The organism is Desulfoluna sp. CYM3A, from assembly GCF_056829965.1.
The window spans coordinates 345,678-359,826 of the sequence record NZ_CP186556.1 but is presented as its reverse complement, the minus strand read 5'-3'; the positions used below and the strand labels follow the sequence as shown (position 1 = coordinate 359,826).

Annotated in this window: 16 protein-coding genes and 1 riboswitch; of the genes, 7 read left to right on the top strand and 9 right to left on the bottom strand. The window is 59.0% G+C overall.

Annotation, left to right across the window (positions count from 1 at the left end):
* Positions 1-453: 453 nt before the first annotated feature.
* The 3 genes from cbiR to ACOYW1_RS01910 all read right to left on the bottom strand — a co-directional run bounded on the left by cbiR (position 454) and on the right by ACOYW1_RS01910 (position 3,766).
* Complete coding sequence (gene cbiR, locus ACOYW1_RS01920) at positions 454-1,227, bottom strand: cobamide remodeling phosphodiesterase CbiR (protein WP_482421456.1); 774 nt, start codon at positions 1,225-1,227, stop codon at positions 454-456.
* Complete coding sequence (locus ACOYW1_RS01915) at positions 1,227-2,999, bottom strand: diguanylate cyclase (RefSeq protein ID WP_482421455.1); 1,773 nt, start codon at positions 2,997-2,999, stop codon at positions 1,227-1,229. Before ACOYW1_RS01915 ends, cbiR begins: the two co-directional genes overlap by 1 nt.
* Positions 3,000-3,145: 146 nt before the next feature.
* Positions 3,146-3,766 (bottom strand): hypothetical protein, encoded by a 621-nt coding sequence (locus tag ACOYW1_RS01910; protein ID WP_180136923.1) that lies wholly within the window; start codon positions 3,764-3,766, stop codon positions 3,146-3,148.
* A gap of 354 nt (positions 3,767-4,120) precedes the next feature.
* On the opposite strand from ACOYW1_RS01910, the gene ACOYW1_RS01905 reads away from it, so the two are divergent.
* Positions 4,121-4,372, top strand: a complete 252-nt coding sequence (locus ACOYW1_RS01905) for a glutaredoxin family protein (RefSeq protein ID WP_180136924.1) — start codon at positions 4,121-4,123, stop codon at positions 4,370-4,372.
* Between the two features lie 62 nt (positions 4,373-4,434).
* Here the strand turns inward: ACOYW1_RS01905 and ACOYW1_RS01900 are convergent, their stop codons facing one another.
* Complete coding sequence (locus ACOYW1_RS01900) at positions 4,435-5,193, bottom strand: TIGR04219 family outer membrane beta-barrel protein (protein WP_482421454.1); 759 nt, start codon at positions 5,191-5,193, stop codon at positions 4,435-4,437.
* 734 nt (positions 5,194-5,927) lie between these two features.
* Here ACOYW1_RS01900 and ACOYW1_RS01895 point away from each other — a divergent pair.
* The 3 genes from ACOYW1_RS01895 to ACOYW1_RS01885 all read left to right on the top strand — a co-directional run bounded on the left by ACOYW1_RS01895 (position 5,928) and on the right by ACOYW1_RS01885 (position 8,941).
* Entirely contained in the window at positions 5,928-7,061 is a 1,134-nt protein-coding gene (locus ACOYW1_RS01895) for a citrate/2-methylcitrate synthase (RefSeq protein WP_482421453.1), read from the top strand.
* Positions 6,950-7,201 carry a citrate/2-methylcitrate synthase gene (locus ACOYW1_RS01890; protein WP_482421452.1) on the top strand — a complete coding sequence of 84 codons (252 nt, stop codon included), beginning with the start codon at positions 6,950-6,952 and terminating at the stop codon, positions 7,199-7,201. The genes ACOYW1_RS01895 and ACOYW1_RS01890 overlap by 112 nt, the downstream gene beginning before the upstream one ends.
* A gap of 297 nt (positions 7,202-7,498) precedes the next feature.
* Positions 7,499-8,941: a monomeric [FeFe] hydrogenase gene (locus ACOYW1_RS01885; protein ID WP_482421451.1), complete on the top strand. Its 1,443-nt coding sequence runs from the start codon at positions 7,499-7,501 to the stop codon at positions 8,939-8,941.
* A gap of 173 nt (positions 8,942-9,114) precedes the next feature.
* Here the strand turns inward: ACOYW1_RS01885 and ACOYW1_RS01880 are convergent, their stop codons facing one another.
* The 3 genes from ACOYW1_RS01880 to ACOYW1_RS01870 form a co-directional block, all read right to left on the bottom strand.
* Complete coding sequence (locus ACOYW1_RS01880; protein ID WP_482414959.1) at positions 9,115-9,813, bottom strand: DUF554 domain-containing protein; 699 nt, start codon at positions 9,811-9,813, stop codon at positions 9,115-9,117.
* 101 nt (positions 9,814-9,914) lie between these two features.
* Entirely contained in the window at positions 9,915-10,127 is a 213-nt protein-coding gene (locus ACOYW1_RS01875) for a hypothetical protein (RefSeq protein ID WP_482421450.1), read from the bottom strand.
* Positions 10,127-10,324, bottom strand: coding sequence for a hypothetical protein (locus ACOYW1_RS01870; RefSeq protein WP_180136930.1), 198 nt, complete (start codon positions 10,322-10,324; stop codon positions 10,127-10,129). The genes ACOYW1_RS01875 and ACOYW1_RS01870 overlap by 1 nt, the downstream gene beginning before the upstream one ends.
* A gap of 125 nt (positions 10,325-10,449) precedes the next feature.
* Between ACOYW1_RS01870 and ACOYW1_RS01865 the strand changes: the two genes are divergently transcribed.
* On the top strand, positions 10,450-10,860 hold the full coding sequence (locus ACOYW1_RS01865; protein WP_482414957.1) for an RrF2 family transcriptional regulator: 411 nt from the start codon (positions 10,450-10,452) through the stop codon (positions 10,858-10,860).
* 53 nt (positions 10,861-10,913) lie between these two features.
* Here the strand turns inward: ACOYW1_RS01865 and ACOYW1_RS01860 are convergent, their stop codons facing one another.
* On the bottom strand, positions 10,914-11,594 hold the full coding sequence (locus tag ACOYW1_RS01860) for a DUF1641 domain-containing protein (protein WP_482414956.1): 681 nt from the start codon (positions 11,592-11,594) through the stop codon (positions 10,914-10,916).
* 10 nt (positions 11,595-11,604) lie between these two features.
* Positions 11,605-12,855 (bottom strand): type III sulfide quinone reductase, selenoprotein subtype, encoded by a 1,251-nt coding sequence (gene sqr, locus ACOYW1_RS01855; protein ID WP_482414955.1) that lies wholly within the window; start codon positions 12,853-12,855, stop codon positions 11,605-11,607.
* Positions 12,856-13,192: 337 nt separating this feature from the next.
* A riboswitch (Fluoride riboswitch) is annotated at positions 13,193-13,277 on the top strand.
* A 243-nt stretch (positions 13,278-13,520) separates the two neighbouring features.
* Here sqr and ACOYW1_RS01850 point away from each other — a divergent pair.
* Together ACOYW1_RS01850 and ACOYW1_RS01845 are read left to right on the top strand one after the other, a co-directional pair.
* Positions 13,521-13,772 (top strand): fluoride efflux transporter FluC, encoded by a 252-nt coding sequence (locus tag ACOYW1_RS01850; protein WP_482423638.1) that lies wholly within the window; start codon positions 13,521-13,523, stop codon positions 13,770-13,772.
* 30 nt (positions 13,773-13,802) lie between these two features.
* Positions 13,803-14,144, top strand: a complete 342-nt coding sequence (locus tag ACOYW1_RS01845) for a DUF190 domain-containing protein (protein WP_482421449.1) — start codon at positions 13,803-13,805, stop codon at positions 14,142-14,144.
* Positions 14,145-14,149: the final 5 nt, after the last annotated feature.

Sequence of the window (14,149 nt, the reverse complement as noted above, 5' to 3'; positions counted from 1 at the left end):
CGGAAAAATTAACCACCCATCCGGACGTGTCAAGCAGGGGCCAGGACCATCGCATTGAACCATTCAGATGCCTTCTATGGGCAAAGTGAGCGGCCAATGCCTGCCTCCGGCGGCCAGGGGATTTTTAGCCTAAGTGGCTTCGCCACCCCTGGACCCCAGGTTGCGAATGCCCTCTCCCTTCGTTCCTCAGGGTGAGGACATTCGCGAAGGTTTCTGGATAAGTGAGCAAGACCTGTTTATCTAACTTTTCAAAAGTTTGGCCCCCGGCAGGGCCGCCGGAGGCGTCTTTTAACTTGGCTGCCTTTGGCGGCCAGGCGGGGGCACCTATAAACCCTATGACGAATGCATGGGGGCAACCATCCCGCAAACGGTTTCGGGGCATTCGCGTGGGGTACCGCTTTTGCAGGAGATGCCCATTTCATTCTTCTGGAAACAGGTAAAAGGCTGGCGGTATCAGAAATGGGTGGCGAGAAAATCGATGGATTCAAAGCACGGGGCGGCTTTGAAGATCTCCATGGAGAGGGTGTGGGTGTAGGAGGACAAAAAGGGAAGGAGGCGGTGAAAAAGTGAAGGGTCCATGAGGGGAAGGGCGCGGTGGTCTTTTCCGTTGGCAACGCCGTGGAGGTGAACCATGCGGCACAGGGGACCAAGACGGCGGATGGTCTCTTCAACGGGGAGGCCAAAGTGAATCAGGTGGCCCAGGTCCAGGCAGATCCTGTAACCCATGGACTCCAGGGTGTCGGCCAAGGGAAGCAGGTCGTAGTCCAGGGTCTCCACGGTGACCCTGGCCGGGTCCATGGCCCCTGCAAGGGCTTCAAGGCTCCTGTGGGCGGCTTCCGTCCACGCCCCGGGATCCGTGCCGGAAGGGCGCTCCAGGTGGACGGTATGGGTCACCGGGGCAAGGGGTGCCGTCAACTCGAAAACCCGCTTGTGGGCGTCCAGGGACCGGATCTGTTCGGCACGGTCCACCGAGGCCAGGTTCTCGTCGATGGGCATGTGGATGTTGTAGGAGAGGCCGTGGGCCTGCTGAAGGGAGGCAAGGGCCCGGACGGTTTTCGCCTCCGGCAGGCACTCGGGCCTGCCTTCGAAAAAGAGAAGCTCCACCCCGTCCACAAAGGGGGCCACGCGGACCACGTTCTCCTCATACCCCGCAGGGTAAAGCCAGGAGGGCACGGAAAGGGAAAAGGGAAACCGGTTTTTGTAGCTGGTTGTCGGTATGGATTCCATCAGGCATGCACTCCTTTCACACGGCCGTGGCACCGTGAGATCTTGCGGCTTCGTTTCACCTCGTACATGGCACTGTCCGCATACCGGATCAGGTCGCTTGCCGTCACCGCGTCGTCGGGGAAGACGGCCACCCCCACACTGCCAGAGACATAGGCCACGTCCCTGCCTCCGGCGCTGTATGGCTGGGCCAGAATCACGGCCACCTTGCGCACTACCACCTCCACATCGCAGCCGTCGGCATTGTCCAGGACCACGGCAAACTCGTCCCCGCCCACCCGTGCCACGCAGTCGCACTGGCGAAGATTGTCCACCAGGCGCCGGGTGATCTCCCGGAGGACCTCGTCTCCGGCCTCGTGCCCCAGGGTGTCGTTGACCTCTTTGAACCGATCGATGTCGATGTAGAGCAGGGCCACCTGCCCTCCGTAGCGCTTGGCCCTCAGGATATCCGTCTCCAGGCGTTCGTAGAAGCCCTTCCGGTTTTTCAGGCCGGTGAGGGGATCGTGGTAGGCCATGTAGATCAGTTCCTGCTCGTAGCGTTTCCGTGCCTCCACGTCCCGCACAATGGTGCGGTACCCGGTGCGCTCCCCGGAGCTGTCCCGGATGACGGAAACCGACACGCCGATATGGCGCCGATCCCCACCCTTTCGGATGATGGGGTAATCGAACTCGGCCATCTCTTCATCGCCTTTGAGGATCCTTGCAAACCGGGTCAGCACCTCGTCCCGGCTCTCCTCGGCGATGAACCGGCCCCTGTGCATCCCCAGGATCTCGTCTGCTTCGTACCCGCAGATCTCACACATGGCGGTGTTGACAAAGGTGACACAGCCCTCCCGGTCCACCTCGCAATACCCCTCCTTCATGTTCTCCACGATGGTCCGGTACTTCTCCTCACTGGACCTGAGGGCCTCTTCCGCCTGGTGGCGCTGGACGATTTCGTGCTCCAGCTCATAGCTTCGGATCTCTGCCTCGGCCGTCATCTGGTTGGCTGTAAAGATGGCACGCTCCAGGGCCTTGTTGGAGGATTCGAGCTCTTTTCCCTTTTCGGCCAGGGCCCGATTCTGGCCCTCGGAGTCATGGAGCATCTCTGCAATGGCCCGTCGCATGCGATTGATGCTCCGGGACAGGGAGACAAACTCGGAGCTTCCTGAAAACCGCACCCCTTCGTCAAGGTTTCCTTCGGCAATCTTCTCCGAGACATCCCGCAGCTCCTCAATGGGGCGAATCAAAAACCAGGAGAACAGAGAGCCCCCCACCAAAACAACCCCAAAAAGACACACCGCAGCCACGGCAAACCGGGACCCAAGCTCTTCGGTGCCTCCGGGGCGGGCAAAAACCGGAGTAAACACCAACCGGCCCCTGCCGCCCTCTTCCCCGGGGGGCAGGGCCACCAGGCGAACGGTACCGCTGGGCAGCGCTGCCGTCCGGCCAACGGCCCGGCCTTGTCGCCTTGCCTCCGCCAGCAGGTCCGCATGGGCCGCCAGCTCGGCCACAGGGATACCCGTGGCCTTTCCGAATCGCGCCCACGTCTCCGGGGTTCCCTCCCCCTGGACGAGCCCTCCCATGGAAAGGGCCCCGTCGGCACGCACCGTACCCGACGGAGAGGCACCCTCTCCCCAGGCCAGCAGGGCCCCATCAAGGGTTGCTGTGTAAACGGACCGTGTCTGATAATGCACAAAGGCATAAAAGAACAGGGCCATGACCACAAGGACCCCAGAGATCCATATGGTGATGCGGGCTCTCAGCCCCAGGCCCGTTCCTTCTTTTTCTTCCATCGATCACTCCTGCCTCGTCAGGCAAATGGGTCGGCGGCACGGCAGGTCCATTGAACCCGAAGAGTGCCCTGCTCGCCATAAAAAAAGGGTCGGCCACCCGGTGGCCGACCCTCACATGCTTTCCCGTCACTGCACGCGCTGACGGATCAGTAAGTCAGCACCACGCCGCACATGGTTTCATTGATGTAGCGACTCCAGGAATTCCCGGTGTCGAATTCAGCATCGATATAGGTGTGAGTAAGGGTCAGGTAGGCATTTTCGATGAGGTAGAAGCGCAGGCCCACGGTGAAATCCATGTACCCTTTGGTCTCATCGAAGGTGATGGATTCGGGGGCAAGGGTCATGTCGCCGGTCACCTCGATGGGAATGTTAAAGGGGTTGATGGTGGCCGGCAGCTCGTAGCCGGCGCCGAGGTTGAAGCCCAGGGCGCTGAGGTCGGCCCGCTCGGTCTTTGCCTTGTTCTTCATGGAGCCCAGAACGTACTTGAAGCCCAGGCCGTAACGGAGTCCGGGGGTGAGGTTGTCGCTTTTCACGCTGACAAGGCCACTGCCGATGGTGTAACGGTCTTCGTTGTACATCAGCCCAGCGCCGACCTCAAGGGTCCCCAGGGGGCTGCTCGTCAACATGCTGGCGTTGGTTCCCACGGCACGGTTGTTGGCTGAGATCCCGAGGCTGAGCCCCTCGGCAGATGCCGAGGACCCGAAAGACAACAGGGAAGCGGTAATCATAAAAAGGGAGGCAGCGATGATCGATACTCTTTTCATCATGAAGAATTCCTGTACAAGTTGAATATGAATTGGCGACGAAACCCGCCGTTGCCGCCCCGCTGCCGAGGACAGCCTTGCTGACATCCGCATGATGTGGGTGACTCCGGACAGGGATTCGGTCATTTTCAGGCGTCGACTTTTTCCGGACGGCCCTGTAAGTATGATATACTTCCCCGGTAAACCTCTCCACGCCAGGGTCATCTGCAACGGAGTCGGTACGTTGCTTACGGGATGCCTTAAAAATCAACTGGAAAACACACTGCCACACTTACCGGAAAAGATCAACAATACCGGAATGACGAAACGCCAGGCCCCTTCCCCTCCGGGCCCGGCGTTTTTTAAGAAAGGAAACCCATGCTGAAAGTTTACTCCGCCTCCTGGTGCCCCCACTGCATCAAGACAGAGGCGTACCTCAAAGAACAGAATATCCCTTTTGATTCCATCAACATCGAAACCGCGCCAAAGGAGATCGTGGACAAGGTCTCGGAGATCAACGGCGGGGAATGGGTGGTGCCCACCCTGGAGTACAAGGGTGTATGGCGAAGGGGCAAGGTCTTTAACAAAGCCGCCCTTGAGGCGGACCTCAGGGAGATGGGCGTCCAATAAAAAAGCGGCCCCCAAAGGAGGCCGCTTTTGATCATATCATCACACCAACGCTGAGGACCGGGCTAAAAGGAGAATCCCACCTCGGCAAAGGGTCCGGCAAAGGTCAGGTCGACGTCAAAGTCGTCCTCATCCACCTCCACCTCTTCGTGGCGGTACCCGGCGGCCACGAAAAACGGCCCCATGGTGTTGTATTTCACGCGGCCGATGGCACTGATGATGCGGGCATAGCTCACGTCCAGGCCCCTGACTTCCGCCTCCAGGGCAAAGCCCCCGATGAGGTTGAGCTGGCCTGCCACAAACAGCATGGGAACGGGTACGGTGACGCTTTCGGTGCGTGTCTCGCTGGACACGGAGTCGGTCATCTCGGCTTCCATGTCAAGCACCCGCACGTTGAGGCCCACGTCAAGGCCCACACGGCCCAGGGTGGCCAGCCCCACAAAGGGGACACCGTAGAACAGGCCGATGTCATACTGCTCAAGGGTCAGCTTGGTTTCGGAGTTGGCGGTAAACGTCTCGTCCCCGAATTTGAACTCCTCGGTGAGATTCCCCTCGAATTCCATGGGGGTGGTCATGAGGTAGACATTGGGAATCACCAGGGGAAGTTCCACCCGAAGGCGGGCCGCGGGAAACACCTCGTCGTCAAAGCCCAGAATGGATTCCACATCCCCACTGGTTCCGCCGTTGTACTGGAAGTCACCGGACGGAGTCGGCATGAACCCTCCCACAGCCCCTTCCACACTTACCAGCCCGAGGAGCGCAAAGGAGCGCCCGGGCACCATCACAGCTGCCACTGCAAGCAGAATGAATAACCATCGTTTCATACGTATTGTTTCCTCCATCATTTTGGGCCGATCATTATGGCGGGACATCCCCGTTGTCCCCTATATCGTCCGGGAACATCAATCCTTGAGGCATTTCGTTTATAAGCCAGATGCCATCGTAAAATCAGGTCAAAATAGCCGAATACCGCTTAAATAACAAGCTTTCATCTTCTTTGCGCGGCCCATGAAAAAAAGCGCGTCTCCGGAAAGAGAACGCGTGAACCCCTTGACCGCAAAGGATGAATCAGATATTTTAGGCCGTTGACCTCACTCTGACAGGCTCATTAGCAATGATCAACAACACGAAATGAAAATGAAACGGATCCCCCCTGCACCCTTAAAAGGCACGCAAATGGGATGATTGACTGTTTTATCACCGAGCCGACCCAAGGGCGGAAGACCTAAATAGACGACATGCGCAGAGCAATCGCGCATGCACGGGGCCTCACTCCACGGATCTATGGGGATAGTCTTTTCGTGGAACACTTGATGGCACGCCTTGAACAACGCCATTTCGGTATCCGGTCGCGTCACCCGGACACCCGAAACACGTTGCCCCGAACCACCTGTCGGAGAATCATGAGCATGCGGCTGAACCGCACCTTTGGCTGACCGCATCCGCCCGCTTAACGAAAAAACCAGCACGGCCGGAGTCTTCCCAGCCTAACTCTTTTTACCTTCCCGAAGCTGTATCCGCACAGCCCCGCAGGGCAACCGTTAAAAGGAGGAATACCATGTCTGAAGTGGTAAAAATGATCATCGAGGGAAAGACCTACGAATTCCCCGTGATTGAGGGATCTGAAGGGGAAAAAGCCTTCGACATTACCAAACTGCGCCAGCAAACCGGGTACATCACCATGGACCCCGGGTTCGGCAACACGGGCAGCTGTACGTCCGCCATCACCTTCATGGACGGCGAAAAGGGCATTCTGCGCTATCGCGGCATCCCGGTGGAACAGCTTGCCGAGCACTCCAGCTTCGTCGAGACCGCCTACCTTCTCATCAACGGAAGACTCCCCAACAAACAGGAGCTCACCCGCACCAGCGTTCAGCTTAACGATGACTCGCTCATCCACGAAGACATGCAGATCTTCTATCAGAACTTCCCCAGGCGGGCTCACCCCATGGGGATTCTCTCGGCCATGATCAACGCCCTGAGAAGCTTCTACCCCGAACTCGAAGACACGGACCCGGAAGGCATCAACCGCACCTTCCTGCGGCTCCTCTCCAAGATCCGCACCATGGCGGCCATGAGTTACAGGATCTCCCGGGGCCACAAGGTGGTCTACCCCCGGGCGGACTACTCCTACTGCGCCAACTTTCTCAACATGATGTTTCACTCGCCGGTGCGGCCCTACGAACTCGACCCGGACATCGTGGAAGCATTGAACGTCTTCTGGATCCTCCACGCCGACCACGAGCAGAACTGCTCCACGGCGGCTGTCCGCGTGGTGGGCAGCGGGCGCGTCAACCTCTACGCAGCCATCTCCGCAGGCATCGCCGCCCTCTGGGGGCCCCTGCACGGCGGAGCCAACCAGGCGGTCATCGAGATGCTCACCAACATCCACAAGAGCGGTGCGGACATCGAGGATGTGGTCAGGCGGGCCAAGGAGAGCTACTACCTCTGCCTCATGGGCTTCGGCCACAGGGTCTACAAGACCTACGACCCCCGGGCCAGGATCATGAAGACGTGTCAGATGGCTGCTCAAGCTCAAGGTGAAACACCCCGCTGGACATCGCCAGAAGGCTCGAAGAGGTGGCTCTTACCGACCCCTACTTCATCGACAAGAACCTCTACCCCAACGTGGACTTTTACAGCGGCATTGTCTTACGGGCCATGGGTATTCCCACGGAGATGTTCACCGTGATGTTTGCCATCGGCCGACTGCCCGGCTGGATCTCCCAGTGGAAGGAAGGGGCCGACGACCCCAACTGGAAGATCAGCAGACCCCGCCAGGTGTACACCGGCAACATTGCCACCGACTACGTCCCCATCAACAAGCGATAACCTAACGCAGGCCGCCTGTGGGTCGGGGGCGTTTTTGCGTCCCTTCCCCGCAAGCCCCAATCCGGTATTGACCCGACCCGGGGCAATCCGATATACAACCGCTTTGATTTTTTATGATGTTCACAAGCCTCTTCCACGGCCGTCGGGCCAGAGTGTGGAGTGCGGCTTTCTTGTGCGTCCTGTCCCCGAGGCGACATGTTTCCTTAGAAGCCTGTGCTACATACAGGGCAATGGATGCACGTATACGGCGTTACGCCACATGCATCACAGACAGACCCAAAACCCAAGGAACCGCCCGTGTTTTTCAAGAATTACAGTGACACCACCCACTTTGAGCTCATGGTCCGCCTCATCCGGGCCTTTGATTCCCAGGACTTTTCAGACACCGTCAACCGCATCCCCGTTGAGATGCGCCCCCGGGACGGAGACCACTCCCGGTGCTGTGTCTACAGGGACCGCGCCATTCTGAAGTACCGGCTCATGGCCCTTCTGGGCTTCGGCATCGAAGAGGAAGAAGACGAGATGGTGCCTCTCTCCCGATACGCGGAGTTAAGCCTCTCCCGCCAGTCCGCCCCCAACCCCGTGCTGACGGTTATCGACGAAGCCTGCAACGGCTGCGTGCGAACCCGCTACGAGGCCACCAACGCCTGCCGTGGGTGCCTCACCCATGCCTGCGTGGATGTCTGCCCCAAGGGTGCCGTAAAACTCGTCAACGGCAAGTCCATCATCGACCCGGACCGATGCGTCCAGTGCGGCAAGTGCATGGATGTCTGCCCTTATCACGCCATCGTGCGCATCCCCATCCCCTGCGAGGAGTCCTGCCCCACCGGGGCCATCTCCAAGATGAGCAACAGCAAGGAGACCATCGACTACGACAAGTGCATCTTCTGCGGAAAATGCCTGGCCGCCTGCCCCTTCAACGCCATCCTGGAACGTTCCCAGCTGGTGGACGTCACCCGCGAGATGGCCGAGGGCAAACGCGTCACCGCCCTGGTGGCCCCGGCCATCGTTGGGGAGACCCCTTCCACCATGGGACAGCTCGTGGGCGCCCTGAAGGCCGCCGGTTTCTCCCATGTCTTTGAGGTGGCCTCAGGAGCCGACAAGACCGCTGCCTTTGAGGCCGACGAGTTTGTGGAACGCATGGAAGAGGGCGCGCCCTTCATGACCTCCTCCTGCTGCCCCGCCTACACCGAGTGCGTGGAAAAACACCTGCCCGAACTCAAGCCCTTTGTCTCGGACACCCGAACCCCCATGCACTACACGGCCCAGACCGCCAAGGAAGAGGCCCCCGACGACGTCACCGTCTTCATCGGCCCCTGCGTGGCCAAACGCAAAGAGGCCTCGGACGATCCCTTTGTGGACCACGTCCTCACCTTCCGGGAACTAAGAGCCCTGCTGGCCGCGCGCAACATCGAGATCCTCCAGTGCGAGGACACCGACTTTGACCTGGCAGGCCTGGCCGAGGGCCGCGGCTTTCCCGTCTCCGGCGGCGTCACCGAGGGCATCAAGGCCTATATCGGGGAACGCGCTGCCATAGAGCCTGTGGCCGTCAACGGCCTGGACAAGCGGTCGGTGAAAAAACTGAAATCCTATGCAAAGAAATGCCCGGGCAATTTTGTGGAGATCATGGGATGTGAAGGTGGCTGCATCGCCGGTCCCTCGGGCGTGGAGCCCGGCAAAAAGGCGGGAAGAAAACTCCAGGCATTTTTGAAAGAGAGCCCCAGGGGGATCAAGGGCTAAAAAACGTGCCTCCGGCAGCCCTGCCGGGGGCCAACTTTTTTGAAAAGTTAGACAAACAGGTTTCACGAATCATGTAAACCGGCCTCGTCTTCCGGCCCTGGGTGCCGGAAGACGAGGCAACTGGAACGTTTTTGCGGAGCTTTTTTCAAAAAGCGACCCGCCGGAGGCATGATTTAAAAAGAAAAGAGAGGCAAGGCGCCCCTGGCGATGAACCAGATCAGGGGCAGGAAGATGGCAGGGAGCATGTTGCCCACACGGATCTTGGTGACGTTAAGCATGTTGAGGCCGATGGTGAGGATGAGAAGGCCGCCCACGGAGGTCATCTGGGCCACCACCTCAGGGGTAAGAAACTGCTTCATGACCGTGGCGGTGAGGGTAATGCTTCCCTGGTAGATGAAGACGGCCACGGCGGAGAAGATCACGCCGATGCCCATGGTGGTGGTGAAGATCACGGAGATGATGCCGTCTAAAATGGCCTTGGCGTAGAGGGTCTGATGGTTGCCGGTGAGCCCGCTCTCAAGGGCTCCCACAATGGCCATGGAGCCCACGCAGAAGACCAGGCTGGCTGTGACAAATCCTTTGGCAAGGGACCCTTCGCCACCGGGAACCTTTGTCTCCAGCCACTCCCCGAGCCTTTGGAGACGGCCTTCGATATCCATCCACTCGCCCATGAGGGCGCCAATGACCAGCGAGAGAATCACCACGAGGAGGGCCTCGGAGGCAAAGGCGGCCTTAAGCCCCACAAGGACCACGGCCAGGGCCACGGCATGGATCACCGTCTCCTTGTATTTTTCGGCGATGCCGCCTTTGAACACCAGGCCTGTAAGGCTCCCTGCCACAATGGCGCATGCGTTGACAATCGTACCGAGCATGGGCTCTCCCCTCTCCTTCTGCATATCTATAACTTAAAAACCATGTTTCATATCACAGATAAAAGGGACCAAAAAGGCACAATTGCCGGGAACGTCAACAGTTACCGGGGAAGGTGCCTGGCGCGAAGCCGCTTGGGGAGCTTGCCGTGGTAGCGGGACGAAAGAAACGCCGCGGCATCGGCAAGGAAGGTCTCTGCCCCCCGGGCCGCTTCACGGTCGGCATCGGAGGACCCGGCCTCCGTGCGCAGGGTCTCTGCGTTGCTGCGCCTTTCGTCGATGTAGCTGTAGAGTTCGATCAGATGGGTATGGCTCATTACACGGCCTCCCCGTAATCACGGAATGCCATGTTGTATCTCTCCGTAACGTGGGCCGTCATGGCCGCCACTTCATTGAGCATGCCCCTGTAGAAGGCCCGCGTCAGCGCGTCGTCCGCCCCTTCCAGGCCTTTTATGGCTTCCTTTTTTTTCTCGGCGAGAAATCTGTGAATCTCTACGAGGTAAGCGTCCGGCATCTTTTTCCTCCTGTTGCCCAGGGGCCGGCCCATGGAAACCGGGGCCCCATAAAAACATTGACACGTCTGCGGGAACTCCATTAACTTGACTTTGTTGATATGAATCGTCACATCCAAGGATCCCCATGAAACTCTCCACGAAAAGTCGTTACGGTGCCCGCATCCTCGTTGAGCTTGCCCGGCACCATGCCACGCAAGTTCCCCTTCAGGTCAGTGAAATCGCACGCCGTCAGGACATTCCCATGAAATACCTGGAGCAGTTGATTCGCCTGTTGCGGCTGGCCGGTATTGTGCGGAGCGTGCGAGGGCCCAAGGGCGGCCATGTGCTCAACGTCCCCCCGGAGGAGATCAGCCTGGGCCGCGTGGTGCGCCTCTTTGAAGGGCAGGACGAGCTTGTGGAGTGCATCAGCTCGCCGGAGACCTGCATCAAGGCTCCCAGCTGCAGGTTCCGCCAGGCATGGAAAGAGGCCACCGAGGCTCTGTACGCCAACCTCGACCAGGTCACCATCTCCGACCTCATGGATCCCCACAGTTAAAAAAGGGCGGCCCTGAATGGACCGCCCTGTTCTTATCCCGCCGATGAGAAAGCTTACTCGCTTTCGTCTTCGCTATCCTTGAGTTTCCCCAGGGCCTTGGTGAGTTCCACCACCACCCCGAGTCCCTCTTTCATCTCGTCGCTGAAGCTTGCCACGGCAAGACCGGCCGGTCCCACCTTGGGAGCGTTGTCCAGGTCCACCAGGCCGGGGAGGGCTGCGGCGCGCCTCAGGAATTCAACAGCCTTCGGATCGGAGAGGGTCCTGGCAAGGCCAATGAAGGCCACGATGCCGTCGATGATCTCTTCGGACTCCTCCGGGCCGTAGTTGGCGGCGATCTTCTCCCTGAAATCCACCATCCAGATCTTCAGAACCCGGAACACACCCCGCTGATCCAGGGTATCCAGATACGTGACGAGCTTGGGCACCGTGGATTTCATCAGCGGCGCCATGTCCTTCATGAAGTCCAGGAGGCTCTCGAACTGGCGCAGGGCATAGGAAAAGTTGCGCGTGTTGCGCGCCACCATGGTGAGCAACTCCAGCACATCGTCGAGTTGAACGCTGGTTTCCACCTCCTGAAGGCCCCGGGTCACCAGGTCGGCGGCCTGACGCCCCAGGGGAGCCAGGTCCGCCATGAGCTCGGTGCGGGCCTTGTGGCCCTGGATGATGGGGGCCAGCTGTTCTTCCAGGCGATCGAGCTTTTCAAGTTTCTGTAGTATCAGTTCCTCGTTGGTCATGTGGCCCCTCCTACTTGGCGAATGCGGGCCAAAACTTGCCTGCCATGGACATCTGGGGCTCCAGGGGCAACTCTTTACCGGTGAGAAGCAGGTTCCAGTACACCCACTTGAACATCATCTTGCCCCAGTAGTTCATGTGGGACTCTCCCACAAGGTCGAAGGGTCCCAGGGCCGGGAAGGGGTACTTGCCGGGAAGGGGCTCGGTCTTGTAGTTGAAGTCAAAGAGAAAGGCCTTGTCGTAACCCGAGACGATAAAGCAGGTGGAGTGGCCGTCAAAGGAGGCCTTGGGCTCCAACCCCTCAATCTCCCGCAGGATATTCTCGGTGACCAGCTCCGCCTGGTAATGGGCCACGGACCCCGCCTTGGAGGTGGGCACGTTGGAGACATCCCCCACGGCATAGATGTTGTCGTACTTCACGGACTTGAGGGTATGGTGATCGGTCATGAGGTACCCCATGCCGTCTCCCAGGCCGGACTCGTCGATGAAATCCGCCCCCAGGTTGGGCATGGTGGAGACCATGAGGTCGTAATCGGCCGTCTCACCCGAGGGAGAGATCAGGCGCTTGCCTGCGGTGTCCACCTCGGCCAGGTCGAAGTTGGGCTTGACCAGGATGTTCTTCTCCTCGGCGGTCTTGGAGAGCACCTTGGTGGCAATGGGCTTGGTGAAAATGCCGGTGTTGGGGGTAACCAGTTCGATCTGCACGTCGTCGCGCACCCCGTTCTCCCTGAAGTACCAGTCCGCAAGGAAAACAAACTCCATGGGGACCACCGGGCACTTGTGGGGCATCTCCGCGATGTTGAACACCAGCTTGCCCTTTTCAAAGCGCTTCAGGCGCTTGGCAAGGGCCAGGGCCCCTGAGAGGCTGAAGATGGTGTGCTCGTTGCCTTCCGGGTCGGCCTTCCACTCTTCCAGGCCTTCCACTTCATCCGGTGCGATATCGCACCCGGTGGCAACGATGAGGATATCATAAGGGAGCTTTCCGTTGGCTTTGGTTTCCGCGTAGTTCTGGTCCGGATTGATCCCCACCACCTCGTCCAGAAGGAACTCCACCCCTTTGGGAATGAAGTCCCGCTTCGGTTTCACGCAATCGTCACGGGTGTAGATGCCAAAGGGAATAAACAGCCAACCGGGCTGGTAGTGGTGCTCTTCATCGTTGTCGACAATGGTGATGCGCCATTCGTCGACGCTGAGCTGTTTTCTCAGATGGGCGGCGGCCATGGTTCCACCGGCTCCGGAACCAAGAATGACAATCTTTTTCATAGCTTCCTCTGCGTTATGGTTTCGCACGCCGCTGCGACTCGGCTGTGCCACCTCTCTCCCGCTAAGTATACTTGGTTGATATACATTAACATAATATAGAACCAATGCATATGGATTGAGCTTTTACCGCCAGAGCTTCTGATTGTCAATATTTTTTAGGGATTTATACAGTAACCCCACAAAAAAAAGCCGCCGAAAAACAACGCGCCTCAGCGACTCCAAGGGGCCTTCATGCCTTGCAAAATGCCCCGCCTATTTCCCATTAAGTGGCCCTTCGGGCCTTGCCACCCCCCGCCGTCCGCCTTGACGAACCGCCCCCCTTCCAGTAAGGTTAGGACATCTTCACGGGGATGGAGTTCCCCAGCATCCGGCGACCTTGCACCGGAACAAACTGCCCTTGGGCTGATGACTCCTGCCGACGGTACTTTTGTGTCTGTCCGGGGGCATCCAGCCACCAGACAGACCCGCCGACTGCGGGTTTTTTTATGCGTAAAAATCCTGGCAGACCCTGCCGGGCATCACTGGGAGATTCCACACCATGATCCTCTATCAGAAACTTCTCTGCATTGCTGCGGCCGGTTCCCTGGGCACCCTGTCCAGATACGGGCTGGCAGGCCTGGTTCAACGCCTCGCCGGAGGCGGGTTTCCCTGGATGATGGCGAGGAATCATCGGATGTTTCCTCTTCGGACTGATCTGGACACTGGGGGCCGACCGTATGGTCATCGGTGCCGAAACCCGTACCATTATCCTCACCGGATTCATGGGGGCTTTCACCACCTTTTCCACCTTTATTTCGGAGACCGGCCAGCTGGCCGTGGGAGCCCAATGGTGGGTGGCCATGGGAAACATCGTCTTTCAGGTGGGAGCAGGCCTCGCCCTGTTTGCCGCAGGTGCCGCCCTGGCCCGCCTGATCTGATCAACCGGAACCGTTACTTCAGGAGGTACCATGCCCATTCAAGAGGAAGCACAGCGTCTGAGAGTTTACATCGGAGACCAGGCCCGCCACATGGGGTCGCCCCTGTACCAGTGGATTGTCGAAGAGGCCAGGCGGAAAAAAATGGCAGGCGCCACGGTCTTTCGCGGCCATATGGGCTTCGGGGCGAGCAGCTGCATCCACACGGACAAAATCCTGCGTCTCTCCGAGGACCTGCCCGTGGTGGTGGAGATCGTGGATCGCCCCCATCGCATTGAGGATTTTCTTACGGATCTGGAGTCCGTTCTGGTCAAAGGGATGATTACCCGGGAGACCATTGAGGTCATCGCCTACCGGGACGGTACGCAGTCATAGGGGAA

What these genes read in the sequence shown, in the direction of transcription:
- cbiR (WP_482421456.1), bottom strand. Translation starts at nt 1,227, where the DNA reads ATGGAATCCATACCGACAACCAGCTACAAAAACCGGTTTCCCTTTTCC.
- ACOYW1_RS01915 (WP_482421455.1), bottom strand. Translation starts at nt 2,999, where the DNA reads ATGGAAGAAAAAGAAGGAACGGGCCTGGGGCTGAGAGCCCGCATCACC.
- ACOYW1_RS01910 (WP_180136923.1), bottom strand. Translation starts at nt 3,766, where the DNA reads ATGATGAAAAGAGTATCGATCATCGCTGCCTCCCTTTTTATGATTACC.
- ACOYW1_RS01905 (WP_180136924.1), top strand. Translation starts at nt 4,121, where the DNA reads ATGCTGAAAGTTTACTCCGCCTCCTGGTGCCCCCACTGCATCAAGACA.
- ACOYW1_RS01900 (WP_482421454.1), bottom strand. Translation starts at nt 5,193, where the DNA reads ATGAAACGATGGTTATTCATTCTGCTTGCAGTGGCAGCTGTGATGGTG.
- ACOYW1_RS01895 (WP_482421453.1), top strand. Translation starts at nt 5,928, where the DNA reads ATGTCTGAAGTGGTAAAAATGATCATCGAGGGAAAGACCTACGAATTC.
- ACOYW1_RS01880 (WP_482414959.1), bottom strand. Translation starts at nt 9,813, where the DNA reads ATGCTCGGTACGATTGTCAACGCATGCGCCATTGTGGCAGGGAGCCTT.
- ACOYW1_RS01875 (WP_482421450.1), bottom strand. Translation starts at nt 10,127, where the DNA reads ATGAGCCATACCCATCTGATCGAACTCTACAGCTACATCGACGAAAGG.
- ACOYW1_RS01870 (WP_180136930.1), bottom strand. Translation starts at nt 10,324, where the DNA reads ATGCCGGACGCTTACCTCGTAGAGATTCACAGATTTCTCGCCGAGAAA.
- ACOYW1_RS01865 (WP_482414957.1), top strand. Translation starts at nt 10,450, where the DNA reads ATGAAACTCTCCACGAAAAGTCGTTACGGTGCCCGCATCCTCGTTGAG.
- ACOYW1_RS01860 (WP_482414956.1), bottom strand. Translation starts at nt 11,594, where the DNA reads ATGACCAACGAGGAACTGATACTACAGAAACTTGAAAAGCTCGATCGC.
- sqr (WP_482414955.1), bottom strand. Translation starts at nt 12,855, where the DNA reads ATGAAAAAGATTGTCATTCTTGGTTCCGGAGCCGGTGGAACCATGGCC.
- ACOYW1_RS01845 (WP_482421449.1), top strand. Translation starts at nt 13,803, where the DNA reads ATGCCCATTCAAGAGGAAGCACAGCGTCTGAGAGTTTACATCGGAGAC.